The organism is Streptomyces sp. SID8352 (assembly GCF_009862265.1).
Lineage (GTDB): Bacteria > Actinomycetota > Actinomycetes > Streptomycetales > Streptomycetaceae > Streptomyces.
Genome location: NZ_WWGX01000068.1, coordinates 25042 through 50023, shown reverse-complemented (window position 1 = coordinate 50023; position 24982 = coordinate 25042). Strand labels below are relative to the sequence as shown.

At 75.5% G+C, this 24982-nt stretch carries 19 protein-coding genes and 1 pseudogene; 13 read left to right on the top strand and 7 right to left on the bottom strand.

What is annotated here, in order from left to right; genetic code table 11:
- Positions 1 to 4: 4 nt before the first annotated feature.
- The 6 genes from GTY84_RS20945 to zapE form a co-directional block, all read right to left on the bottom strand.
- Positions 5 to 868, bottom strand: coding sequence for a polysaccharide deacetylase family protein (locus GTY84_RS20945; RefSeq protein WP_161227849.1), 864 nt, complete (start codon positions 866 to 868; stop codon positions 5 to 7).
- A 356-nt stretch (positions 869 to 1224) separates the two neighbouring features.
- Positions 1225 to 1761 (bottom strand): GNAT family N-acetyltransferase, encoded by a 537-nt coding sequence (locus GTY84_RS20940; protein ID WP_161227848.1) that lies wholly within the window; start codon positions 1759 to 1761, stop codon positions 1225 to 1227.
- Between the two features lie 430 nt (positions 1762 to 2191).
- Entirely contained in the window at positions 2192 to 2743 is a 552-nt protein-coding gene (locus tag GTY84_RS20935) for a hypothetical protein (protein WP_161227847.1), read from the bottom strand.
- A 564-nt stretch (positions 2744 to 3307) separates the two neighbouring features.
- A complete protein-coding gene (locus GTY84_RS20930; protein WP_161227846.1) occupies positions 3308 to 4687 on the bottom strand; it encodes an alkaline phosphatase PhoX in 1380 nt (459 codons plus the stop codon).
- A 191-nt stretch (positions 4688 to 4878) separates the two neighbouring features.
- Positions 4879 to 5676: a slipin family protein gene (locus GTY84_RS20925; protein ID WP_161227845.1), complete on the bottom strand. Its 798-nt coding sequence runs from the start codon at positions 5674 to 5676 to the stop codon at positions 4879 to 4881.
- A 105-nt stretch (positions 5677 to 5781) separates the two neighbouring features.
- Entirely contained in the window at positions 5782 to 6888 is a 1107-nt protein-coding gene (gene zapE, locus GTY84_RS20920; protein WP_161227844.1) for a cell division protein ZapE, read from the bottom strand.
- 505 nt (positions 6889 to 7393) lie between these two features.
- Here zapE and GTY84_RS20915 point away from each other — a divergent pair.
- From GTY84_RS20915 to GTY84_RS20855, 13 genes and pseudogenes are all read left to right on the top strand, one after another.
- On the top strand, positions 7394 to 8170 hold the full coding sequence (locus GTY84_RS20915) for a pyrimidine reductase family protein (protein WP_161227843.1): 777 nt from the start codon (positions 7394 to 7396) through the stop codon (positions 8168 to 8170).
- Between the two features lie 852 nt (positions 8171 to 9022).
- Positions 9023 to 9496: an indole-3-glycerol phosphate synthase gene (locus tag GTY84_RS20910; protein ID WP_265294940.1), complete on the top strand. Its 474-nt coding sequence runs from the start codon at positions 9023 to 9025 to the stop codon at positions 9494 to 9496.
- 122 nt (positions 9497 to 9618) lie between these two features.
- Positions 9619 to 11016, top strand: a complete 1398-nt coding sequence (gene murC / locus GTY84_RS20905; RefSeq protein WP_161227842.1) for a UDP-N-acetylmuramate--L-alanine ligase — start codon at positions 9619 to 9621, stop codon at positions 11014 to 11016.
- Positions 11017 to 11047: 31 nt separating this feature from the next.
- Positions 11048 to 11455 carry a peptide-methionine (R)-S-oxide reductase MsrB gene (gene msrB, locus GTY84_RS20900; RefSeq protein WP_161227888.1) on the top strand — a complete coding sequence of 136 codons (408 nt, stop codon included), beginning with the start codon at positions 11048 to 11050 and terminating at the stop codon, positions 11453 to 11455.
- Between the two features lie 246 nt (positions 11456 to 11701).
- Positions 11702 to 12802: pseudogene (locus tag GTY84_RS20895) on the top strand (ABC transporter ATP-binding protein); the annotation flags it as partial.
- A gap of 320 nt (positions 12803 to 13122) precedes the next feature.
- Positions 13123 to 13827, top strand: coding sequence for an ABC transporter permease subunit (locus GTY84_RS20890; protein ID WP_161227841.1), 705 nt, complete (start codon positions 13123 to 13125; stop codon positions 13825 to 13827).
- Positions 13824 to 14489, top strand: coding sequence for an ABC transporter permease (locus tag GTY84_RS20885; RefSeq protein WP_161227840.1), 666 nt, complete (start codon positions 13824 to 13826; stop codon positions 14487 to 14489). Before GTY84_RS20890 ends, GTY84_RS20885 begins: the two co-directional genes overlap by 4 nt.
- Before the next feature lie 121 nt (positions 14490 to 14610).
- Entirely contained in the window at positions 14611 to 15567 is a 957-nt protein-coding gene (locus tag GTY84_RS20880) for an ABC transporter substrate-binding protein (protein WP_161227839.1), read from the top strand.
- A 446-nt stretch (positions 15568 to 16013) separates the two neighbouring features.
- Complete coding sequence (locus tag GTY84_RS20875; protein WP_161227838.1) at positions 16014 to 16655, top strand: ScbR family autoregulator-binding transcription factor; 642 nt, start codon at positions 16014 to 16016, stop codon at positions 16653 to 16655.
- A gap of 369 nt (positions 16656 to 17024) precedes the next feature.
- A complete protein-coding gene (gene cyc2 / locus GTY84_RS20870) occupies positions 17025 to 19241 on the top strand; it encodes a germacradienol/geosmin synthase Cyc2 (RefSeq protein WP_161227837.1) in 2217 nt (738 codons plus the stop codon).
- 87 nt (positions 19242 to 19328) lie between these two features.
- Complete coding sequence (locus tag GTY84_RS20865; protein ID WP_161227836.1) at positions 19329 to 19958, top strand: PDZ domain-containing protein; 630 nt, start codon at positions 19329 to 19331, stop codon at positions 19956 to 19958.
- An 898-nt stretch (positions 19959 to 20856) separates the two neighbouring features.
- Entirely contained in the window at positions 20857 to 21987 is a 1131-nt protein-coding gene (locus GTY84_RS20860; protein ID WP_161227835.1) for an aminopeptidase P family protein, read from the top strand.
- A gap of 51 nt (positions 21988 to 22038) precedes the next feature.
- Positions 22039 to 23106 carry an aminoglycoside phosphotransferase family protein gene (locus GTY84_RS20855; protein ID WP_161227834.1) on the top strand — a complete coding sequence of 356 codons (1068 nt, stop codon included), beginning with the start codon at positions 22039 to 22041 and terminating at the stop codon, positions 23104 to 23106.
- Between the two features lie 114 nt (positions 23107 to 23220).
- On the opposite strand, the gene treZ is transcribed toward GTY84_RS20855, so the two are convergent.
- Positions 23221 to 24966 carry a malto-oligosyltrehalose trehalohydrolase gene (gene treZ, locus GTY84_RS20850; RefSeq protein ID WP_161227833.1) on the bottom strand — a complete coding sequence of 582 codons (1746 nt, stop codon included), beginning with the start codon at positions 24964 to 24966 and terminating at the stop codon, positions 23221 to 23223.
- Between the last annotated feature and the right edge of the window lie 16 nt (positions 24967 to 24982).

Below are 24982 nucleotides of genomic sequence, written 5' to 3'. Positions count from 1 at the left end.
TCCGTCAGGCACGGCCGCGGGCGGCGCCGATCAGTTCGGAGACCCGGACGAGGCGGTAGCCCTGGCGGCGCAGTTCGGGCACGACGGCGCGGACCGCCCGCTCGGTGGCGGGGGCGGCGCTGCGGGTGCAGTGCAGGACGACGACCGAGCCCGGCCGCACCCCGTCGAGGACCTGCCGCGCCACGGCGTCGGAGTCGGTGGCGAAGGCGTCTCCGCCCACCACGTCCCACTGCACGGCGGTGACGCCGGTGGCGGCCAGCGCCTTCAGGGCCGTGCGGTCGTAGCAGCCGCCGGGGAAGCGGAAGTACGGCATCGGGTCGGGCACCCCGGCCTTTCCGAAGGCGGAGTAGGCCCGCTCCAGGTCGGAGCGCATCCGGTCGCCGGGGACGGTCGGCAGCCCGTAGCAGTCGTCGGTGTAGGCGTAGTGGCTGTAGGAGTGGTTGGCGATCTCGAACAGGGGGTCGCGGCCGATGGACCGCGCCTCCTCGGGGTACTCCTCGGCCCAGCGCCCGGTCATGAACACGGTGGCCGGTACCTTCAGCCGCCGCAGCGTCGCGATCAGCTCGGGGTTGTCGAACCGCTCCCCGGCCGCCGCGCGCGGCCCCTCGTCGGCGGTCATGTCGGCGTCGAAGGTCAGCGCGACGGTCCGGTCCTCGCCGGTGCGCGGTCCGTGCTCGAAGACGGGGGTGAGCCCGGCGGGGCCCGGGGCGAGCGTGGGAGGCGGGGAGGGCGCGGCGGCGGCCGGGGAGGCGGGGGTGGCCGACGGGCCGGGGCCGGGTGCCCGGGGGGAGGACCCGGTGGTGCCGCAGGCGGCGAGGGCGGCGCCCAGGGCGCACAGGACGGTGGCACGGCGTACGAGAGCGATCACCGCACGAACGTATGAGTGGAATGTCCTACTTAGATGGGTGCGCGGGGTGACGTGCCGGGGGCGTCACCCGGCCGGGCCAGGCCGCGTCCCGCGCCGCGAGCGCGCCCCCGGCCGGGGGTGGGGCGTTCAAGCGCCGGTGGTGTGGACGGGAGACCGCCCGTCGGCCGGGGGCGGGCGCTCCGGGGCGGGATGCCTTCGTCGGCGGCCGCTTCCCGGCGGAGCGGGCGGCCGGTGCCTGGGCGCCCTTCTGGCAGGTGGGCGGCCCGGGTGCCATCGACGGGGCCTCCGCCGCACTGTCCGTGGAGGGTGCAGGCGGGCCGTCGCTTTCCTCGTCCGCCTCCGGTTCCGGCCCGGGATCAGTGGGGCGTGCCGTCGCCCGGGTGCTGGGTGTCGCCGAGTTCGCGGCGCATGCACATGCGGGGCCAGCGGTCCAGACCGTGCTCGGCCTCGGCCCTGCGCAGCGCGCGCAGCCCCGGGGTGACCTCCGTGTCCGGCAGCCGCCGGAACCCGAGGCGCAGGTAGTACGGCCCGTTCCACGGCACCTCGGTGAAGGTGGTGAGGGTGAGCGCGGCTGCTCCGCTCCGGGCCGCCCACGCGTCGACGTGGTCGACGAGGCGCGCGCCGAGGCGGCGGCGGGCGTGGTCGGGCCGGACGGAGAGCTGCTCGATGTGCGCGCACCCGTCGATCGGGTCGACGAGCACATAGGCGACCGGCGCCCCCTCGTGGTCGTGGACCCAGGCCCGCCCGTCCCGGACGTAGCCGCGCAGGGTCCCGGCGGACGGCGGCTCGTCCTCGGCGACCTCTCGCATGCCGATCTCCGCGAACGCCGCTCCGGCCCGTCGTTCGATGTCCCGCAGGGCCGGGATGTCCCGCTCCTGTGCCGGACGAATCATGCCGCCCCCTCGGTCCGGCGCGTGTTCCGTTCCCTGCCCGTGCGACCGCGCGGCCGTGAGTCCGGTTCCGCTCGGGCGTTCCCGGATGGTACCGCCCGCCGTTCCGGGCGCGCGGGGGCGGGGCGGCCGCCTCCGCCGTCTCCGCCCGGACGCCGCTTCCGCCCGGACGCCGTCTCCGCACGGACGGTGGCGGTGACGGTGCCGACTCCGGGGCCGACCCGCGCGGACGACTCGGGCGGTGGCGGTGACGACGGGCCCCACCACCATCGTCACCGCCCCGCCCCGCCCCCGCCTCCGCTTTCGCCCCCGCCTCCGCTTCGGGACCGCCGTCCCGTCGGAGTCACGGACTGGCGGGCTGCCGCGCTGCCGGACCGCCGTCCCGTCGGAGTACCGGATCGCCGGGCCGGTGGGCGGGGCCGCGCCGTGGTGGTTACAGCAGGGCGATCGAGCTGGCCCGGTCGTTCATCGCGTCCCCGACGTACGAGGTCGACTGCTGGTACTCCTGGTGGGTGCCGGAGGTGTTGGGCGCGTCCCACAGCTCCAGCCAGCAGGCCAGTGTGGTCAGCGAGCTGACGGAGTTGTTGAAGACGCCGTCGAGATTGACCTGGCTGTCCCGGCCGTTGCCGCTCAGGCAGCCGCGCTCGCCGGTCAGGACGAGGGTGGAGCCGCCGTAGTTGGAGTCCGTGTAGACGACGCCGAGTTGCACGGACAGTGTCCCCGTGGGGGCCGGCGACTCCATCAGGCGGTCGGCCAGCCTCCGGTCGATGTGCTTCCCCGACAGCGGGGCGTCGGTGATCCGGCCGTCGGTGGAGGCGGCGATGGCCTCGCGGAACGTGCCGAAGCACTGTGTGCTGCCGGAGTCGACGTCGAGCACACAGTTCCTCGGGGCGGCGGGCGCCGCGCTCGCCGTGGCGGCGCCCGCCCCCAGTACGAGCATGGTGGCTGTCGTGGCGACCGCGATGCGTGAGGTGCGAGAGAACATGGACCATCCCTGTCTCGTGGGTGTTTCGCCGACACCGTGGATGCTTCCGTCCCGGTCCGGGGGGAGCCAGGGGCTCATCCGGCCATGTCGGTGTATGAGACACGCGTTTCCGTGCCGGCGCGGGCGGACCCGCCCCGCCGTCCGCCGTGGCTGACCTGCCCGGGCCCGCGCGATGACTTGCGGACAGGACCTGTGAAAGGCACCCCGGGAGGCGACGCGAACTGTTCGGAACCGCGCCCTCCCGACTCGCACGCCCCCGGCCCGTGCCCTCACCGGCCCGCCCCGGTGCGCGACCGGCGGACAGCCCCGCGGTCGGGCCGATCGGGGCGGGGGCTCACTCAACCGGCGTCGTGCCGTCGCCCCTCGCCCCGCCGTCGTCCGGGCCCCGGGGCAGGGGGCGGACCGGGGCCTCTCGTTCGGATCGTGCCGGGCCCGCGGGCCCTGGCGCCGCACCTCGCCGCGTTGTCCTCGGTCGCCGGGGCTCCGCCCTGACTCCCTCCTCCGCCTTGCGACGCACGGCGCCGGACCCCGCTCCCTGATCCGGCCTGATCCGGACGAAAGACCCTAGCCGGTCCAGGGGCCGGTGACGGCGAAGGTGGTGCCCGGCATGTAGCAGTTGACGTACAGGGTGGTGCCGTCGGGGGAGAGGGTGACCCCGGCGAACTCGCCCCACTCCGGCCGCTCGGGCGTGCCGATGTTCTGCCGCCCCCGGGCCATCGCGTACACCTCGCCGCCCCGGGTCAGGCCGAAGACGTGCTGGGCGCCCTCGCCGTCCTCGCAGACCATCAGCCCGCCGCCGGGCGCCAGGCAGATGTTGTCGGGGGCCTCCCCGGGCAGTCGTACATCGGTGTCCGGGCCGAAGGCGATCACCAGGGTCAGCCGCCGCGCCTCGGGGTCGTAGCGCCAGACCTGCCCCTGGTGGTCGGCCCCGGAACCCTCCGCGCTGCGGGCGAAGGACGACACGAAGTAGACGCACCGCCCGCCCCAGTAGCAGCCCTCCAGCTTCTGCGCGTGGGTGATCCCGGCGGGGCCGAAGTCCTGGTGGCGGACGGGGACGGTGGCGGCCGACGGGTCGGGGACGTCGATCCACTCGACGCCGTCGAAGCGGGTTCCGGTCTCCCGCACCGTGGACAGGTCGCGCACCCCGGGCACCCGCATCGCCTGGAGCCGCCCGCCCGCGCGCAGCGAGCCGGTGCCGCCCAGCGGCCTGTCGGGCAGGAAGCGGTAGAAGAGGCCGAAGGGCCGCTCGAAGGCGTCCTCGGTCTCGTAGAGCACCCCCCGCACCGGGTCCACGGCGACGGCCTCGTGCTGGAAGCGGCCCAGCGCGGTCAGTGGGACGGCGCCGGTGCGGTGCGGGTCGGCGGGGTCGACCTCGAAGACGAAGCCGTGGTCCTTCCCGTATCCGTTGGTGCCGGCCCGGTCCTCGGTCTCCTCGCAGGTCAGCCAGGTGTGCCAGGGGGTGGGGCCGCCCGCGCAGTTCCACGCCGTGCCCGCGAGGGCGACCCGCTCGGACAGCACCCCGCCGTCGGCGTCCAGCGCCAGGACGGTGCAGCCGCCCTTGCCTCCGGGGTCGTACGTCAGCCCCTCGACGTGGGGGACGGGGAGCCGGGCGTCGGCGCGGTTCTCGTGGTTGCGGACCAGGAAGGTGTGGGCCGGGTGGCCGGGGCGGGCCGGGAAGGCCGACATCCCGTCATGGCGGGAGGGGACCCGGCCCTCGCCCGAGCGCAGCGCGTCGCCCTCCCGGGACAGCACCCGGTAGCGGAAGCCCCGGGGCAGGTCGAGCAGGCCGTCCGGGTCGGGGACCAGGGGCCCGTACCCGGCGTTCCCCAGGGTCCGGGCGGCGGGGGAGTCGGCGAGGAACAGCTCGCCCAGCGCCCCGGTGAAGACGAGGGCCGCGCCGAGGGCTCCGGTACGGGTGAGGACCTGACGTCGGGTCGCGGGCATCGGGCGGGCCCTCCTGCTGGGGGGACAGGACAGTGACCCGCCGTGTCTATCACCTGCCGGGTGCGCCCGGAACGACGTCCGCCGACGTGTCCCGGCCCGGGCCGACCAGGGCCGTCTTCCGGGCGCGCCCGGCGCCGGACCCGTCCGCCGCCGGGCGGGGGTGCGGAGGACGCCCCCCGGCGCGCCCCGCCCTATTCCGGACGTGGGGCGTTGCCCTTCGCCGGGCCACCGCCCTGCGCCCGCTCCAGGAAGCGCAGCAGCTCCACCGGGAAGGGGAGCACCAGGGTGGAGTTCTTCTCGGCCGCGACCGCGACCATGGTCTGGAGCAGCCGCAGTTGCAGCGCGGCAGGCTGCTGGGACATCTCGGCCGCCGCGCCCGCGAGCTTCTTGGACGCCTGCAACTCGGCGTCGGCGTTGATGATCCGGGCCCGCCGCTCACGGTCGGCCTCGGCCTGCCGGGCCATCGACCGCTTCATCGTGTCGGGGAGCGACACGTCCTTGATCTCGACCCGGTCGATCTGCACGCCCCAGCCCACCGCCGGGCTGTCGATCATCAGCTCCAGCCCTTCGTTGAGCTTCTCGCGGTTGGAGAGCAGGTCGTCCAGGTCGCTCTTGCCGATGATGGAGCGCAGCGAGGTCTGCGCCATCTGGGAGACGGCGAACCGGTAGTCCTCGACCTTGACCAGCGCGCTGGCCGCGTCGACGACCCGGAAGTAGACCACCGCGTCCACCCGGACCGTGACGTTGTCGCGGGTGATGCCCTCCTGGGCGGGCACCGGGAGCGTGACGATCTGGAGGTTCACCTTGTGCAGGCGGTCCATGAAGGGGACCACCAGGGTGAGGCCCGGTGGGCGGGCCCCGCCCGCGAGCCGCCCGAGCCGGAAGACCACCCCGCGTTCGTACTGCTTGACGATCCGCGCCGCCGAGACGACGTAGAGCAAACCGGCACCGATCGCGGCGGCGATCACGATCAGGAGGATCTGGAGCATCGCGGCCCCCTCGCTCAGAGGTTCGTTCCGTCCGCTCTTCTCACGATATGCCCGATCGCGGGGACGGGGCCACGGCCGCGCCTCCGCACCCCCGCGCGGGGCGGATCAGGGGGCGCCGACCAGGCGGGCCGCGTCGCGGGCGAGGGCGGTGAGGCGGGAGATCGCCCGGAAGTACTTCTTGCGGTAGCCGCCCTTCAGCATCTCCTCGCCGAACAGCTGGTCGAAGGGCACGCCGGAGGCCAGCACGGGCACCTCGCGGTCGTAGAGCCGGTCCGCGAGGACCACCAGCCGCAGCGCCGTGGACTGGTCGGGCACCGGGCGGACCCCGGTCAGGCAGACCGCCGTGAGGTCGTCGGTCAGGGCGCCGTAGCGGCTGGGGTGGACCCGGGCGAGGTGGTCGAGGAGCCCGGTGAAGTCGTCCAGCGAGGCGCCCCAGGTGGCGGCGGCGGTGCGGGCCACCTGCTCGTCGGAGTACGGCTCGGGCGCCTTCGGCAGACCGCGGTGGCGGTAGTCCTCGCCGTCGATCCGCAGGGCGCGGAAGTGGGCCGACAGTCCCTGGATCTCGCGCAGGAAGTCGGCCGCGGCGAAGCGGCCCTCGCCCAGCTTGCCGGGCAGCGTGTTGGAGGTGGCGGCGAGCGCCACGCCGGCGTCCACCAGGCGGCCGAGCAGGGTGGAGACGAGCACGGTGTCGCCCGGGTCGTCCAGCTCAAACTCGTCGATGCAGAGCAGGCGGTGCCCGGACAGGGTCCGCACGGTCTGCTGGAAGCCGAGGGCGCCGACGAGGTTGGTCAGCTCCACGAAGGTGCCGAAGGCCTTGCGGGACGGCTCCGCCGGGGTGGCGTGCCAGAGCGAGGCCAGCAGATGGGTCTTGCCGACGCCGTAGCCGCCGTCGAGGTAGACGCCGCGCGGTCCGGCGGGGGTCTTGGGCGCCCTGCTCCGGCCCAGGCCGAGGAAGCCGCGCTTCGCGCCTGCGGCGGGGGCGCCGTCGAGTCCGGCCGCGAAGCCCTCCAGTACCCGTACGGCCTCGCTCTGGCTCGGCTGGTTCGGGTCCGGGAGGTAGGTGCCGAACCGGACCGAGTCGAAGCGGGGCGGCGGCACCATCTCGGCCACCAGCCGGTCCGCGGGCACGTGCGGCTCGCGCGCGCACAGGGACGACGGGGCCGCGGCCGTGGCTATCGGGGCGCTGCGGGGGGCAGGGGAGGAGGACGACACGGTGCCCAATGGTAGGCCCTCGGCCCCGGCCCCCCGGAGGGCAGCCGGTCCCGTGGAAGCGGTGGGGCGGAGGACGCGGGCCCGGGGCGGGCTGACGGCGTCCCCGGGCACGGGGGGCGCGGGACCGCTGCGGTGGAGTGCGCCGGGGCCGCGGAGGCGGGGGCGGTGGTCGTCCGCCCCGGGGCGCGGAAGCCGCCGGGGCGAGGCGGTAGAGGGCTGCTGGTGCCCTGGTGCCCTGGTGCCCCTGGGGCCGCGGAGGTGCGGGGCGCGGTGGGCGGGCACGGGGGCGGCGGTGCTCCCGGGGGGTGCGGAGGCCGTGGGGCCGACGGATTCCGGGGGAGAGGGCGCGGGAGGGGCCGGTCGGAGCCGGGGGCGCGGGGACGGTGGCGGCTCCGGGGCGCGGTGGCCGCGGGGCAGGCGGGAAACCGGGGCGGGCCGCGCGGCGGTGGTGCCGGAGGGGCCGGTGCCGGAGGGGCGCGGGGTCCGCGGTGGGAGACTGAGGAGTATGCGACGCCTGTTTCCTGTGAGCGAGCCGACCGCCGACGACGGGTCCGGACACGAGTGGAGCCTCGACGAGTTGGCCACCGCCTACGCCTACCCGGAGCCGGACGGCCGCGCCGGGGCCTGGCTGCGTGCCAACATGGTCTCCACGCTCGACGGGGCCGCCCAGCACGACGGCCGCTCCCAGCCCATCTCCGGCGCGGCCGACATGCGGATCTTCGGCACCCTGCGGGGACTGGCGGACGTGATCGTCGCCGGTGCCGAGACGGTGCGCCGCGAGGGGTACCGCCCGGCCCGCGCCCGCGCCGAGTTCGCCGCCCGCCGGGAGGCCGCCAGGCAGGGGCCCGCGCCGGTGATCGCGGTGGTCAGCGCGAGCCTGGACCTGGATCTCACCCTTCCGCTGTTCACCTCGCCGCTGGTGCCGACGCTGCTACTGACTGGCGCCGCGGCCGATCCCGCCCGGGTGGCCGCCGCCGAGCGGGCCGGGGCCCGGGTGGTCGTCGCCGGGGACGGCGCCGGGGTGGACCCGGCCCGCGCCGTGAGCGCCCTGGCCGGGCTCGGCCACACCCGGCTGCTCACGGAGGGCGGTCCCCGGCTGCTCGGCCAGTTCATCGCGGCCGGCGTCCTGGACGAGATGTGCCTGACCCTCGCGCCGGTGCTGACCGGGGGCGCCGCGCAGCGCATCGCGGGCGGCCCCCCGGTGGAGGTGCCCCGGCGGTTCGTCCTGTCGTCGCTCCTGGAGGAGCAGGGCTTCCTCTTCAGCCGCTACCGGCGCGTCTGACCGGCCCCGTGCCCCGGGGAGGGCGGGGCGCCGCGCCCACCCCGGGGTCCCGCCGTTCCGCCGCCCGCCGTCCCGCCATTCGTCACCCGTCACCCGTCACCCGGCCCAGGGCCCGATCCGGGGCCGCCCTGGCCCCCTCGGACCTCCTGGGCCGCCCCGGCCCCCGGGCCGCGAGGGGACCTCCCGGCCCTCCCGTACGTCGGGGCCCGGCCCCTGGCGCCGCCCGCCCCGGCCCTCACCCGCCCCCCGGCTCCCGCCCGGGGCTCACCTCTGCCCCGTTCCCTGCCCCGGCCCCCCGACCCGGTCGGCCCCGCCCGGTGGCGGCTCCGCACGCCTCGTTCCCGTGCCCGGTCCCGCACGACGGCCTCGGGAGCCCGTGCCGGGCGGGGCACGGCCTCGGGAGCCCGTACCCCGCCCCGCTCCCACCGCCCGGTGCCGACCGCCGTAGGACCCGCGCCCGCGCCGCACGCCACCCCCGGTCCCACCGTCCCGTGCCGCCGCACGACCCGCGTGCGTCGCACGCCCGACTCCGCCCGGCCGCCCCGTGACCCCGGCCCCCACCCGTACGCCCGGGTGGGCCCCGACCCGTTCGCCCCGGCGCTCCCCACCCCGTACGCCCGCACCCGACCCCGCGTTCCGCCCCAGGTCGCACGGCGGGGTCCGGACGCGGGTTCGGGTGGTACCGCACTTCCGGTTATGAAGGCGGAATCTATCGTTCCGTTTAAGTCGCGCCGGGCACACTGAATCAGGCAGTACCCGTGCGATCACGGGGAAAAATGGTTTCCGCAGGTCTGTGCGCCACGGCTTGCGGAGAGCGGGCCCACGGGCCCCGGAAGCAGAAGGGGGCGTCTGGTGTTCACCAGCGTTCTGATGATCGAGAAGGCCCTGACCTCCGTCGACGTGGAGTTCGTCACCACCCTGCACGGGGACGAGCCGGTCGCCTTCCACGTCCTGCTCCAGCCGCGCGGCGACCAGGCCGACCGGCTGCTCAGAGCCATCGACGACGTCGCCCTCGGTGAACTGGACGAGGCCGTCCGCGAGGGCGGCACCCCCGAGGGCGAGGAGGCCCTGAGCATCGGCCGCCGCGCGCTGGAGGTCTCGCTCGCCGCGCTGCGCGCCGCCGGGGCCGACGCCGAGGGCCGGCTGATCGAGGACCACCCCCTGGACGCCCTCAAGAGCCTCGTCCAGGAGACCCGCGCCGACGAGGTGATCGTCCTCACCGACCCCCACTACGTGGAGGAGTTCTTCCACCGGGACTGGGCCTCCCGCGCCCGCCACGAGGTCGGGGTGCCGGTCCTGAAACTCTTCTCCCACAGCAAGGCATAGGGTGGGGCCGCGCTCCCGCGCGGGGCGCGCCCACCCGCCGTACCGCCGCCGGGGCCCCGTCGCACCGGCGGCCGGCGGCGCCACCGTCGCAGCAGCGACCGCACCACTGGGGAGAACAGCGCATGGCACCCGGCCTTCCTGCCGCCATGGACCGACCGCACTTCATCGGCATCGGCGGCGCCGGGATGTCGGGCATCGCCAAGATCCTCGCCCAGCGCGGCGCCCGGGTGGCCGGCAGCGACGCCCGGGACTCCGCCACCGCCGAGGCGCTGCGCGCCCTGGGCGCCACCGTGCACATCGGCCACGCCGCCGGGCACCTGGCCGACGACGCGAGCTGTGTGGTCGTCTCCTCCGCCATCCGCGAGGACAACCCGGAGCTGGCCCGCGCCGCCGAGCTGGGCATCCCCGTCGTGCACCGCTCCGACGCGCTGGCCGCCCTGATGGACGGGCTGCGCCCGATCGCCGTCGCCGGAACGCACGGCAAGACCACCACCACCTCCATGCTGGCGGTCACCCTCGACGCGCTGGGCCGCTCCCCCTCGTACGCCATCGGCGGCGACCTGGACGCCCCCGGCTCCAACGCCCTGCACGGCGACGGTGAGATCTTCGTCGCGGAGGCCGACGAGAGCGACCGCAGCTTCCACAAGTACGCCCCCGAGGTCGCCGTCGTCCTCAACGTCGAACTCGACCACCACGCCAACTACGCCTCCATGGACGAGATCCACGCGTCCTTCGAGACCTTCGCCGGGCGGATCGTCCCCGGCGGCACCCTGGTGGTCTCCGCCGACCACGAGGGCGCCCGCGAACTGACCCGGCGACTGGCCGGCTCGGTGCGCACGGTCACGTACGGGGAGTCCGAGGACGCCGACGTGCGCATCCTCTCGGTCGTCCCGCAGGGCCTCCGCAGCGAGGTCACCGTGCTGATCGACGGCGAGGAGCTGACCTTCGGCGTCTCCGTCCCCGGCCGCCACTACGCCCACAACGCCGTCGCCGCGCTCGCAGCCGCCGCGGCCCTCGGCATCCCGGCCGCCGAGACGGCCCCCGCGCTGGCCGCCTACACCGGGGTCAAGCGCCGCCTCCAGCTCAAGGGCGAGGCGGCCGGGGTCCAGGTCGTCGACTCCTACGCCCACCACCCGTCCGAGATGACCGCCGACCTGGAGGCCATGCGCCCCGCCGCCGGCGACGCCCGCATCCTCGTCCTCTTCCAGCCGCACCTCTTCTCCCGCACCCGGGAACTGGGCAAGGAGATGGGCACCGCCCTGGCCCTGGCCGACGCCTCCGTCGTCCTCGACATCTACCCGGCCCGCGAGGACCCGATCCCCGGCGTCACCAGCGCCGTGATCGTCGAGGCGGCCCGCGCGGCCGGCGCCGACGTCACCGCCGTCCACGACAAGGAGGCGGCCCCCGTCGTCGTCGCGGGAATGGCGAAGCCCGGCGATCTCGTTCTCACCATGGGCGCGGGCGACGTCACCGACCTCGGACCGCGCATCCTGGACCGGCTGTCGGACACGGCGGAATAAGCGGAACAACGCGGACAAGAGGCTGATGACCATGGCGTACGACGTCGAGAAAACGGACGAGCAGTGGCGCGCGGAGCTGACCCCGGGCGAGTACGCCGTCCTGCGCCGGGCGGGCACCGAACCGGCCTTCACCGGTGAGTACACGGACACCAGCACCGCGGGGGTGTACGCCTGCCGGGCCTGCGGCGCCGAACTGTTCACCTCGGAGACGAAGTTCGCCTCCCACTGCGGCTGGCCGTCCTTCTTCGACCCCAAGGACACCGACGCGGTCGAGCTGATCGAGGACCGCTCGCACGGCATGGTCCGCACCGAGGTGCGCTGCGCCCGCTGCGGCTCCCACCTGGGGCACGTCTTCGAGGGCGAGGGCTATCCGACCCCGACCGACCAGCGGTACTGCATCAACAGCGTCTCCCTGCGGCTGACGCCGACGGGCGACTGACCGGGCCCCGCCCGGCACCGACCCCCACCACCTCGCCCCCCCCCGCGGCCCCGGCTCCGACGCCGGGGCCGCGCCCGTCGCAAGGCCGGTGTGAACGGCCGGACAGGGGGAAGGAGAGGCCCCGAACAGCGGGCCCGGCCCGCAGCAGGCCCGCCCCCTCGGCCGCCGTTCGCGCCCGGCCGGAGACGGCCCGCGGACCGGGGCCGGAGCGGGCGGCTCCCGCCAGACCGAAGGGCACCCCGCGTCTTGATACGGATCGCGTCAGTCACCAAGCGGTACCCGGACGGCACGGTCGCCGTGGACCGCCTGTCCCTGGAGATACCCGACCGCTCCATCACCGTCCTCGTCGGCCCCTCCGGCTGCGGCAAGACGACGACCCTGCGCATGATCAACCGGATGACCGACCCCACCGAGGGCAGCATCCTCCTCGACGGCGCCGACATCCGGGACCGCCCCGTCACCGAGCTGCGCCGGTCCATGGGCTACGTCATCCAGAACGCCGGACTCTTCCCGCACCGCACCGTGCTCGACAACATCGCCACCGTGCCCCGCATGCTCGGCTGGGGGCGCCGCGCGTACCGGGCGCGGGCGGCGGAACTCATGGAGCGCGTCGGCCTGGACGCCTCGCTCGCCCGGCGCTACCCGTACCAGCTCTCCGGGGGGCAGCAGCAGCGCGTCGGCGTGGCACGGGCGCTGGCCGCCGATCCGCCGGTGCTCTTGATGGACGAGCCGTTCTCGGCCGTCGACCCCGTGGTGCGCAAGGGGCTCCAGGACGAACTGCTCCGCCTCCAGGGCGAGTTGGGCAAGACCATCGTCTTCGTCACCCATGACATCGACGAGGCCGTCAAGCTGGGCACCCGGGTCGCGGTGATGCGCACCGGCGGCCGGCTCGCCCAGTTCGCCACCCCCGCCGACCTGCTGTCCGACCCGGTCGACGCCTTCGTCGAGGACTTCCTCGGCGCCGACCGGGGCATCCGGCGGCTGTCCTTCTTCTCCTCGGCCGCCCTGGAGCCGACCACCGCCCCGGTCGTCCGGGCCGGTGCCGTCCCGCCGCCGGTGGCCGGGGCCGCCGCGGTGGGCGGCCACCTGCTGGTCACCGACGCCGAGGGGTGCCCGCTCGGCTGGGCCGGCCCGGACGCGACGGCCGCCGGGGCCGTAGCGGCGGACCGGCTGCTGCCCCACGGTCGGCCGTTCCGGCCCGGCACCGACTCGCTGCGGGCCGCCCTGGACTCCGCGGTGCTCTCGCCGACCGGCTGGGCCGTCGCGGTGGACGACGCGGGCCGGGTGACCGGCGTGGTCTCCCAGGAGGCCATCGGCGAGGCCGTCCGCGGGGCACACGCCGCCGGACGGGCCGGGGACGGGCGCACCGGCGCGGGGGCGGAGGCGGTGGCGGGCCGCGACGGCGACGGCCCGGACCGCGACGGGCCGGACGGCGACGGCCGGGACCGCGACGGGCCGGACGGCGACGGCCGGGACCGCGACGGGCCGGACGGCGACGGCCGGGACCGCGACGGGCCGGACGGCGACGGCCGGGACCGCGACGGGCCGGACGGCGACGGCCGGGACCGCGACGGGCCGGACGGCGACGGCCGGGACGGTGCCGCCGTCCGGGCGGGCGGGGCCGGGGGCTCCGGCGCCGGGGGCGCCGACGGGGCGGGGGTCGCCCCGTGAACGGCTTCTTCGACATCCCCAGCGACCTCCAGAACACCTACGCCGGGCTGATCGGCCTGCACCTGCGCGAGGCCCTGCTGCCGGTCCTGGCCGGGCTGCTGCTCGCGCTGCCGCTGGCCCAGCTCTGTGTGCGGCTGCGCTGGCTGTACCCGCCGGTGCTGGGCGTGACGACGGTGTTCTACGCCGTCCCGTCCCTGGCCGTGTTCGTCGTCCTCATCGACTACACCGGCCAGACCGAACTGACGGTGATGATCCCGCTGGCCGTCTACAGCCTGGTGGTGCTGGTGCCCGCCATCGTCGACGGGGTGCGCTCGGTGCCCCGGGAGACCCTGGCCGCGGCCACCGCGCTCGGCCTCGGTCCGCTGCGGCGCTATCTCCAGGTGCAGTTGCCCATCGCGGTGCCCGCGATCCTCGCCGGGCTGCGGGTGGCCACCGCCTCCAGCATCTCGCTGGTCAGCGTCGGCGCCCTGATCGGCAACCAGGGCGCGCTCGGCAACCTGCTCGCCGACGCCCAGAAGTACGACCGGCCCGAACTGGCCGTCAACTCCGTGCTCACCACCGCCGTCCTGGCCATCGCCTGCGACGCGGTCCTGGTGCTGGCCCGCACACTGCTGACGCCGTGGATGCCGCGCGCTGCCCGCCGACCCGGGACGGGCGCCGCGCGGCCGGACGCGGCCGGGGCGAGGGGAGCCACCCGGTGAACGTCCTGAACTTCGTCGGCGCCTTCCTCGGCGACGCCGCCCACTGGCAGGGCTACGACGGCATCCCGAACCGCCTGCTGGAGCACGTGGGGTACACGCTGCTCGCGCTCGTCCTGGCGGCGGCGATCGGGCTGCCCGCGGGCCTGCTCACCGGCCACACCGGGCGCGGCGGCAACGTGGTCGCCCTCGTGGCCACCGCCGCGCGGGCGCTGCCCAGCTTCGGGCTGCTGGTGCTGATCGCCGTCGTGGTGGGCATCGGCCTGCTGCCGGTGATGATCCCGCTGGTGGTGCTGGCCGTGCCGCCGATCCTCGTCACCACCTACGAGGCGGTGCGCTCCGTCGACCCGGCGCCGGTGGACGCCGCGCGGGGCCTCGGCATGCGCGAGAGCCGCGTCCTGCTCCAGGTGGAACTGCCGGTCGCGCTGCCGCTGATCCTCGGCGGACTGCGCTCGGCGGCTGTCCAGGTCGTCTCGACGGCCACCATCGCCGCCTACGTCAGCCTGGGGGGCCTCGGCCGGTACATCATCGACGGCCTCTACCAGCGCGACTACGAGAAGGTCGTCGGCGGTGCCGCCCTGGTCGCCGCACTGGCCCTGGTCACCCTCGCCCTGTTCTGGGCGGTCGGCCGGGCGGCGGTGTCGCCGGGGGTGCGCGGGCGGTGAGGCGGGGGACGGCGGCGCGGGGGACGGTGACGCGGCGGGAGGGGCGTCCTGGGTGCCCGGGACGGGCGGGCGCGGGGGACGGGGCTTGACTGACGGAGCGCCGGATCGTTTGGATCGGTGGATGACACCTTCCGCGAAGCGCAGCAGGACCAGCACCAGGCACACCGGCGTGGCGGCCGCCGTCGCGCTCACCGCCGCGACGGCGCTCCTCGCGGGCTGCTCCTCCTCCGACACCTCCGACCCCCTGGCCGGCGACAAGGCGGCGAAGGGCACCGTCGTCGTCGGCTCCAACAACTTCGCCGAGAGCACCCTCCTCGCCGACATCTACGGCGAGGCACTCCGGGCCAAGGGAATCAAGGTCGACTACAAGCACAACATAGGCAGCCGCGAGACGACCTACGCCATGATGAAGAACGGCGCCGTCACCGTGCTGCCGGAGTACAACGGCTCCCTGCTGGCCCATCTCGACCCCAAGGCCGCCCAGGACTCCGCCGAGGCCGTGAACGAGGCCGTCCTCGCCAAGCTGGACAAGGAGCTGACGCTGCTCACCTCCTCCCCGGCCGAGGACAAGGACTCGGTCGCCGTCAACGCGGCCACCGCGAAGAAGCACGGCCTCACCTCCGAGTCGAGCCTCGCCGACCTCAAGGACATCGCCCCCGGGCTGGTGATCGGGGGTTCGCCCGAGTTCCAGACCCGCAGGCAGGGCCTCAAGGGACTGGAGTCCGTCTACGGGCTCACGTTCAAGTCGTTCAAGGCGCTCGACGCGGGCGGCCCGCTGACCCAGTCCGCGCTGACGAAGAACACCGTCCAGGCGGCGGACGTCTTCACCACCGACCCGGCCATCGTCAAGGAGGGCTTCGTGGTCCTCAAGGACCCGGAGAACCTCTTCGGCTTCGCCCAGGTGACCCCGCTGGTCCGCAAGGACGGACTGCCGCCCGAGGGAGCCGCCGCGCTCAACGACGTATCGGCCAAGCTGGACACCGAGACGCTGCGCGAGCTGGACGCCCGGGTGCAGTTGGAGAAGAAGGATCCGCTGGACGTGGCCAAGGAGTGGCTGAAGTCGGTCGGCCTGGACTGATTCCGTACCCGCACCGGCACAGTCGTCCGCACTCGCACTCGCACTCGCACTCGCACTCGCACCCGCACCAGTCCCGGACCCGGACCCGGACCCGGAGGACAGCGTTCCCCGGGCCGGGGCCGGGGCCGGGGCCGGGAGCGCCGCGCCGGTCGGGGCGGGCGCGGGCGCCGGCGCGTCGCTCCGACCCGGGCCCCTGCGCCTTGCTCCCGTTCCGGGCCCCGGCCTCCGCCCCGTCCGGCGGGCGCACCCCCCATGCAGGGGGGTGGCGGCCGTCGTCAACGGGGGCCGCGCGCAAGGCCGTACCGAGGTCCGGGGCACCCCGGCCGGGGCGGACGGCGGACGAACACCGGGCGATCTGAGAGTTCATCGGATGGTGAGTTATCGTGTACGGGGGGTCAACGCGACCGGCACCGAGTGCCGGGTCCCAGCTCAGGAGTGTTCAGCCGATGGCGAGGCAGTTACGCGCCGAGCAGACGCGCGCCACGATCGTCCGGGCCGCCGCCGATCTGTTCGACCGTCACGGTTACGAGTCGACCAGTCTGGGCGAGATCGTGGAGCACGCGGGCGTCACCAAGGGCGCCCTGTACTTCCACTTCGCGGCCAAGGAGGACCTGGCCCACGCCATCCTGGAGCTCCAGGCCACCACCTCGCGCCGGCTGGCGACCGAGCTGGACGGCAGGGGCTACACCTCCCTGGAGGCGCTGATGCGCCTCACCTTCGGGGTCACCCGGCTCGCCGCCGAGGGCCCGGTCCTGCGCGCCGGACTGCGGCTCGCCACCCAGGGGGTGGGCGTACGGCCCCCGCTGCGCCATCCGTTCACGGAGTGGCTGGACCTCACCTCCGCGCGACTCGTCGACGCCGTACGGCAGTCCGACGTCCATCCCGACATCGACGTGGACTCCGTGGCCCACACCCTCGTCTGCTCCTTCGTCGGCACCCGCGTGGTGGGCCGGTCCCTGGAGCCGGTGACGCGGCAGCCGCGCCGGATGGCCGAGATGTGGCACCTCCTGATCCGCGGCCTCGTCCCCGTGACCCGCCGCGCCCGCTACCTCACCCTGGCGGCACGGCTCGAACGGGAGATGCCGTAGCGGCGCTTCCTCAAGTCCCCGCATCCTCAAAGGACTTCGCTCGTTGGTGGTGAGGGCGGGAATTCGTGGCCGCGTGCCCCCGCCCCGCTCCCCGGGGCCTCTTGGGCGCTCCCGTGCCGGTGCATCCGTCCGCCGCCCCCGGTGCGTCCGCACCCGGGCGGGCCCGGCCGGTTCCGCGCCCGTCCGCGCGGGGTGGTTCGGACGCCGGGGTCCCGGGTGAACACCCGAGCGAGGGGCTCCGGTTGGGGAACTCGTGAGTACGAGTGCGCGGGCCGCGAAAGTTCCCGGTTTCCCGCATGATTCACGCGATGGTGTGATCATGTGCCTCCCGGCGGATGCGCGGGGAAACCCCTGGGTAGTGCCCCGCACATGACGCAACAGCCCTTCGAACTCCCGCACTTCTACATGCCGCACCCCGCGCGGCTGAATCCCCATCTCGACGAGGCCCGCGCCCATTCCACCGCGTGGGCGCGCGAGATGGGCATGCTGGAGGGGTCCGGGGTCTGGGAGCAGTCCGATCTCGACGCGCACGACTACGGTCTGCTCTGCGCCTACACCCATCCCGACTGCGACGGACCGGCCCTCTCCCTGATCACCGACTGGTACGTGTGGGTCTTCTTCTTCGACGACCACTTCCTGGAGAAGTTCAAGCGCTCCCAGGACCGGGTCGCCGGGAAGGCCCACCTGGACCGGCTGCCCCTGTTCATGCCGCTCGACCTCGGCGCCGGGATGCCCGAGCCGGAGAACCCGGTCGAGGCCGGTCTCGCCGACCTCTGGACGCGCACGGTCCCGGCGATGTCGGCCGACTGGCGGCGCCGCTTCGCCGTCGCCACGGAGCACCTGCTCAACGAGTCCCTCTGGGAGCTGTCCAACATCAACGAGGGGCGGATCGCCAACCCCGTCGAGTACATCGAGATGCGCCGCAAGGTCGGTGGCGCCCCCTGGTCGGCGGGGCTCGTGGAGTACGCGGCCTCCGAGGTGCCGGCCTCCGTCGCGGAGTCCCGGCCGCTGCGGGTCCTGATGGAGACCTTCTCCGACGCCGTCCATCTGCGCAACGACCTGTTCTCCTACCAGCGGGAGGTGGAGGACGAGGGCGAGCTGAGCAACGGCGTGCTGGTGCTGGAGACCTTCTTCGGCTGCACCACCCAGGAGGCCGCCGACACCGTCAACGACGTACTGACCTCCCGGCTGCACCAGTTCGAGCACACCGCCCTCACCGAGGTGCCCGCCGTGGCCCTGGAGAACGGGCTGGCGCCCGCCGAGGTCGCCGCCGTCGCGGAGTACGCCAAGGGCCTCCAGGACTGGCAGGCCGGCGGCCACGAGTGGCACATGCGCTCCAGCCGCTACATGAACAAGGGCGCCCGCTCCGGCTCCCCCTGGGAGAGCCCCTCCGGCCCCGGGACCTCCGCCGCCGACGTGGGCGCGCTGCTCACCGCCGCCGGTGCCCGCCGGGTCCGCGCCCACACCCAGGTCCCGTACCCCGAGGTCGGCCCCTCGATCATCCCCGAGATCCGCATGCCCTACCCCCTCACGCTCAGCCCCGCGCTCGACGGCTCCCGGCGGCACCTGCTGGAGTGGTCGCACCGCATGGGCATCCTCGCCGAGGGGGTCTGGGACGAGGACAAACTGGCCAGTTGCGACCTGCCGCTGTGCGCGGCGGGCCTCGACCCGGACGCCACCCAGGACCAGCTCGACCTCGCCTCCGACTGGCTGGCCTTCGGCACCTACGGCGACGACTACTACCCGCTGGTCTACGGCCACCGCCGCGACCTGGCCGCCGCCCGGCTGACCACCGCCCGCCTCTCCGCCTGCATGCCGCTCGACGGGGAGCCGGTCCCTCCGCCCGCCAACGCCATGGAGCGCTCGCTGATCGACCTGTGGGAGCGCACCACGGCGGGCATGACGCCCGAGCAGCGGCGCCCCCTGCGGGCCGCGGTCGACGTGATGACCGAGGCGTGGGTGTGGGAGCTGTCCAACCAGATCCAGCACCGGGTGCCGGACCCGGTGGACTACCTGGAGATGCGCCGAGCCACCTTCGGCTCCGACCTCACCCTGGGCCTGTGCCGCGCGGGACACGGCCCGGCCGTGCCGCCCGACGTGTACCGCAGCGGCCCCGTCCGCTCCCTGGAGAACGCGGCGATCGACTTCGCCTGCCTGCTCAACGACGTGTTCTCGTACCAGAAGGAGATCCAGTACGAGGGCGAGGTGCACAACGCGGTCCTGGTCGTGCAGAACTTCTTCGGCATCGACTATCCGACCGCCCTTCCCGTCGTGCAGGACCTGATGAACCAGCGCATGCGGCAGTTCGAGCACGTCGTGGCGCATGAACTGCCCGTCGTCTACGACGACTTCCAGCTCTCGCAGGAGGCGCGGGCGGTCATGGCGGGCTATGTGACCGATCTGCAGAACTGGATGGCGGGCATCCTCAACTGGCACCGCAGCGTGCCCCGGTACACGGCCGAGTACCTGGCCGGGCGCACCCACCGGTTCCTGCCGGACCGCGCGCCCGCGGTGCCCGTGCCGTCGGCGGGGTTCCGGATTCCGGGTCCCCCGGCGGGGATGGTCCCGGTGCTGTCGCACGGCTGACCCGGCGCACCCGGGAACCGGCGGTCTCACTCGTTCGTGGCTCGTCGCACCCCGGTGCGCAGGGTAGAGCACTGGCGGAGGCGAACCATGGAACACAGTGGACTGCGACCCGAGCCGACGCCGGGCCGGGACCCGGGCAGCGCCACCGTGCCCGGCCCGTACCCGGAGGCCGGACCGGAGCCGTGCCCGTGCACCGGCCGGGAGCGTCGGCGCCGGGTCACCGGGGTGCTGTGCGGGCTGCTCGCCGCGGCGGTGCTGCTCCTCGCGGGTGTCGGGCTCGGCACGCTGGGCGTCACCCACACCGGGCTCCGGGGACCGGAGCACCGGGCGGCGGCCCCGGCGGCCGGACCCCCCGAGTCGGCGGAGGCCGCGGGGGCGACGGGGCTGCCGGGGCCCCCGGCGGACGCCCGTGCCGCCGTGACGCCGCCCGGGACCCCGGCACCGGCGGCGACCGCCGCCGCGCTCGGCGTGGAGGTGGTGGACGACGAGAAGCCGGGCGCGCTGGTGGTCGGCGTCCATGTGCCCGGCCCGGGCCACTCGGCTGGGCTGGTCCGGGGCGACGTCCTGCTGACACTCGGCGGGGACCGCATCGACACGGCCGCCGACCTCGCCCACGCCGTCGCCCGCGCCAGACCGGGGGACGAGGTCACCCTGACGGTGCGCCATCCCAGCGGCGTCTACCAGCAGGTGAGGGCCGTCCCCGGGGTCATCGTCTGACGGAACGCGGCACGGTGGGACGGCTGTTCGGCGGGCTGCCGTCCGGTCGGGCCGCTGTCCGTGGGGCTGCCGTCCGGGTGGGGCTGGTGTCCGGGTGGGGCTGCCGCCCCGTGGAGCCGCTGTCACGTGGGCCCGTCCGGTGCGCCTCGTCCGGCCGGATCGCCGTCCGATCGGATCGCGGTCCCTCCTGGTCGCCTTCGGCGGGACCTCGCCCCGGGAGACCGCCGGTCCCGACGGGGACGCGGATTCCACGCGGCCCCCGCCACCGCCCGTGCTCCCGGTCAGGGCCGGGGCGGTTGCGGCCGGTCGGGGCCGCGCCACGGAGTCGGCCGGGGGAGGGCCGGGACCGGGGCATGACCGGCGCGGGCGCCCCTGGGCCGGGCCCACCAGGACATGGCCGGGGCGGGCCGGGGGACGGGGCCCGTCGGGGGAACCCGTACCCGGGTCCGGGCGTCGGTGCGCGGTCGGGGCGGATCGGTCCGGGTGCCCCGCACGGCCCCGGGCGGACCAGGGGCGAGCCGGGCCGTGGCCGGAGGAGCGGTTCCCGGGCCGGGGCCGATGCGGGCGCCCCGGGGCTTCCCGGCTCCGGCCGTGCGGGACCGTGCCCGGCTGGTGGAGCCGCCGTGACCGGGACCGGCCCCGGCGGCCGTGCCGGACCGGGTGGGCCCATGGGCCCGTGGCGGGCGTCGGCGCGGGCCGCGGGGCTGTGGGCCTGGGGGAGCGGTGCGGGTGTTGCTCCGCCCCCACGGCGGCGTCCCCTGTTCGGTCTCCTTCGATCGGGGGAGGCCCGGAGGGATCGGGGCGGCGCGCGGCCCCGGTGCGGCGACCGGCTCGCGGCGGTCGCGGCGGACGGGCAGGATGCTGCCCGTAGGCCCTCTTCCCCGTCAGGAGGCTCCGGATGACCGGCAGCACGCCCGTCGCCCCCTTCACCGCCGCCGACTACGCGGCCCGTATGGAGCGCGCCGCGCGGGCCGCCGCCGACGCCGGGCTCGGCGGACTGCTGGTGGCGCCCGGGCCCGATCTGGTCTGGCTCACCGGCTACGCGCCCACCGCCGTCACGGAGCGGCTCACCCTGCTGGTCCTGGTCCCCGAACGGGCCCCCGTCCTCGTCGTCCCCGCCCTGGAGGCGCCCGACGCCGCCAAGGCCGCCGGGGCGCCGGCCCTGACCCTGCGGGACTGGACCGACGGCAGGGACCCGTACGCCGGGACGGCCGAGCTGCTCGACCGCTCCGGGCGGTTCGGGGTCAGCGACAACGCCTGGGCGTTGCACCTGCTGAGCCTCCAACGGGCCCTGCCGGACACCTCGTACGCCGCGCTCACCGACGCCCTGCCGATGCTGCGCGCCGTCAAGGACGCGGCCGAGCTGGAACTGCTGGCCGCGGCGGGCGCGGCGGCCGACGCGGCCTTCGAGGAGATCCGCCGGGTCCGCTTCGGCGGCCGTCGGGAGTCCGAGGTCGCCGCCGACCTGGCCGCCCTGCTGCTGCGCTTCGGGCACTCCCAGGTCGACTTCACCATCGTCGCCTCCGGTCCCAACGGGGCCAACCCGCACCACGAGGTCGGCGACCGGGTCATCGAGGACGGCGACATGATCGTCCTCGACTTCGGCGGCCTCAAGGACGGCTACGGCTCCGACACCTCCCGCACCGTCCACGTCGGCGAGCCCACCGAGGAGGAACGCCGGGTGCACGACGTCGTGCGCGAGGCGCAGGAGGCGGGGTTCCGGGCGGTGCGGCCCGGCGTCGCCTGCCAGGAGGTGGACCGGGCCGCCCGCGCGGTCATCGACGCCGCCGGGTACGGGGAGTACTTCATCCACCGCACCGGCCACGGCATCGGCGTCACCACCCATGAGCCCCCGTACATGATCGAGGGCGAGGAGCAGCCCCTGGTGCCCGGCATGTGCTTCTCCGTCGAGCCGGGGGTGTACCTGCCGGGCCGCTTCGGGGTGCGGATCGAGGACATCGTCACCGTCACCGGGGACGGCGGGCGCCGCCTGAACGGGACCACCCGGGAGCTGGTCGTCGTGGAGTGACGCGCCCCGGCCCGCCCCCGCCCCCGAGCACCGAAGGACGACGGCACGACCATGGTCCAGCCACCCGAACCCACCGCGGACACCGTCCGCCGGCTGGTCCGTTCCCTCCTCGCGGACGGACCGGCGGGCGGGGACGCGCCGGGCGGCGCGGCGACCGCGCGGGGCGGGCCGGTGGCGGGGGAGGCGGACGACGCGGACTCCGCGGGCGTGGCCGGCGGCGCCGCTGGGACGGGGGAGGCGGCGGCCGGGGGCGACGGGCCCGAGGTCCGGCCCGCGCGCGGGGGCGACGGACCGGCCGCCACTTGGTTGGTCGGCCCGCGCCATGTGCTGCGTCTGGCCCTCGACCGGGAGACCGCCGTGCTCCGGCGGCGCGAACTGCGGCTGCGGGAGCTGGTCCGGCCGCACCTCCCGGTCGGGGTGCCGACGAGTGTCGCGCACGGCGAGTGGGCGCCCGGCCTGCCGTACACGCTGGACACCGTGCTGCCCGGCGGCACGGCCGAGGAGCATTCCGTCTCCGCCGTCGGGGAGGCCGACCTGGCGGCCCTGCTCACCGGGCTGCGCGAGGTGCCGGTCCACCGGGCCGCGACCCTCGGCGTGCCGCTCACCGCGCCGCGCTCCCTGGAAGTGCTGCGCCGGTCCGCCGAGCAGGCCTCCGGGCGGCTGGCCGAGACCGACGAGTTCGACGCCGCCCACCGGGAGCGGCTGGGCAGGGTGGCGACGGCGCAGCTCGGGACCCCGCCGGGCACCGCCGTCCTGGTCCACCGGGCGCTGTCGGGCGAGCACCTCGTGGTCCGTGCCGACGGCCGGGTGCGCGGGGTCCTCGGCTGGGCCGACGCCGTGCTGGGCGACCCGGCGGAGGACATCGCCGGGCTCGCCGCCTCCGTCGGGTCGCCCGCCGCCGTCCGCGCCGCCACGCTGGCGGGCTACGGCGCCCGTTCGTGTCTGCGCGGGCTGTGGCTGGCCCGCTGCGACACCGTGGTCCAGCTCGCGGACGCCCTGGCCGAGGGCCCCGCCGCCGCCCCGCCCCGGCCGAGGGCCCGGCTGCGCCGCGCCTGGGAACCGATCCTGCTGGAACGGGTGACCGAGCCGAGCGAGGGGGAGAACGGGGACGGGCCGTAGTGCCTCCGGCGGAGGAGGAGTGGGCGGGCCGCGCGTGGGAGCCTCCGGCGGTGGGGAGACAGGGGGGGCGTGGGAGCCTGCGGCGGGGGAGCCGGGCCCGCGGTGGGGCGGGGGTCACTCCTGGAGCAGTACCGCGCTCGACTCGCCCGGCATCCGCAGCATCCCGTCCTCGTCCGGCCCCCCTGCCGGCTCCCACGCGGCGAGCACCGCCGCGGGCCTGCTGCCCAGGGGGACGGTGGCCTCGTCGGGGCCCAGGTTGACGACGACCCGGACGTCGCCGCGCCGGAAGGCCAGCCAGCGGGCCCCGGGACCGTAGGCCACCCTGGTGTCCGCGAGGTCCGGGTTGCCGAGGTCCGGCTGTTCGTGGCGCAGGGCGATCAGTCGCCGGTACCAGGCCAGCATCCGCGCGTGCGGCTCGCGCTCCGGCTCCGACCAGTCGAGGACGGAGCGGTCGCGCGTCGCCGGGTCCTGCGGGTCGGGCACCTCGTCCCCGGTCCAGCCGTGCGCGGCGAACTCCCGCCGCCTGCCCCGCCGCACCGCCTCGGCCAGCGCGGGATCGGTGTGGTCGGTGAAGTACTGCCAGGGGGTGCCGGCCGCCCACTCCTCGCCCATGAACAGCATCGGCGTGAACGGCGCCGTCAGCATCAGCGTCGCCGCGCACGCCGCCAGCCCGAGGGGAACCAGGGCGGAAAGCCGTTCGCCCCGGGCCCGGTTGCCGATCTGGTCGTGGGTCTGGGCGTAGCCCGTCAGCCGGTGCGCGGCCACCACGCCCCGGTCCAGCGGACGTCCGTGGTGGCGGCCCCGGAAGGAGGAGTAGGTGCCGTCGTGGAAGAAGCCCCGGGAGAGCGTCTTGGCCAGCGCCGCCATCGGGTCCCGCGCGAAGTCCGCGTAGTAGCCCTGTGATTCGCCGGTCAGCGCGGTGTGCAGGGCGTGGTGGAAGTCGTCGTTCCACTGGGCGTGCACGCCCAGGCCGCCGTAGCCGCGGGGGGTGATGATCCGGGGGTCGTTCCGATCGGACTCCGCGATCAGGAACAGCGGGCGGCGCAGTTCGGCGGAGAGGCCGTCGACGGCCGTCGACAGCTCCTCCAGGAAGTGCACGGCGCGGGTGTCGGCGAGGGCGTGCACGGCGTCCAGGCGCAGCCCGTCGAGGCGGTGGTCGCGCAGCCAGGAGAGCGCGCTCTCCACGAGGTAGGCCCGCACCTCGTCGGAGCCGGGCGCGTCCAGGTTGACGGCGGCGCCCCAGGGCGTCCGGTGGGTGTCCGTGAAGTACGGTCCGAAGGCGGGCAGATGGTTGCCCGACGGCCCCAGGTGGTTGTGGACCACGTCCAGGACGACGCCGAGGCCCAGCTCGTGCGCCCGGTCGACGAAGCGCTTCAACGCCGCGGGCCCGCCGTAGGGTTCGTGCACGGCCCACGGCGACACCCCGTCGTACCCCCAGCCGTGGCGGCCGGGGAAGGGGCACAGCGGCATCAGCTCGACGTGGGTGACGCCCAGTTCGGCGAGGTGGCCGAGGCGCTCGGCCGCGCTGTCCAGGGTGCCGCCGGGCGTGAAGGTGCCCACGTGCAGCTCGTAGAGGACCGCGCCCCGGAGCGGCCGTCCGGCCCACTCGGTGCGCCAGGTGTGGTGGCCCCGGTCGACGACCGCGCTCAGCCCGTCGGGGCCGTCCGGCTGCCGCCGCGAGCGCGGGTCGGGCAGCACCGGGCCGCCGTCCACCGAGAAGCCGTAGCGCGAGCCGTCCCGTGCCGGGGCCCGGCCGCACCACCAGCCGGGGCGCTCCGGATCGCGCTCCAGGGCGTACCCGGTCCCGTCGCACGCCAGCGTCACGCGGTCGGCCCGCGGTGCCCACACCTCGAACTGCACGGACGGTTCCCCTTCG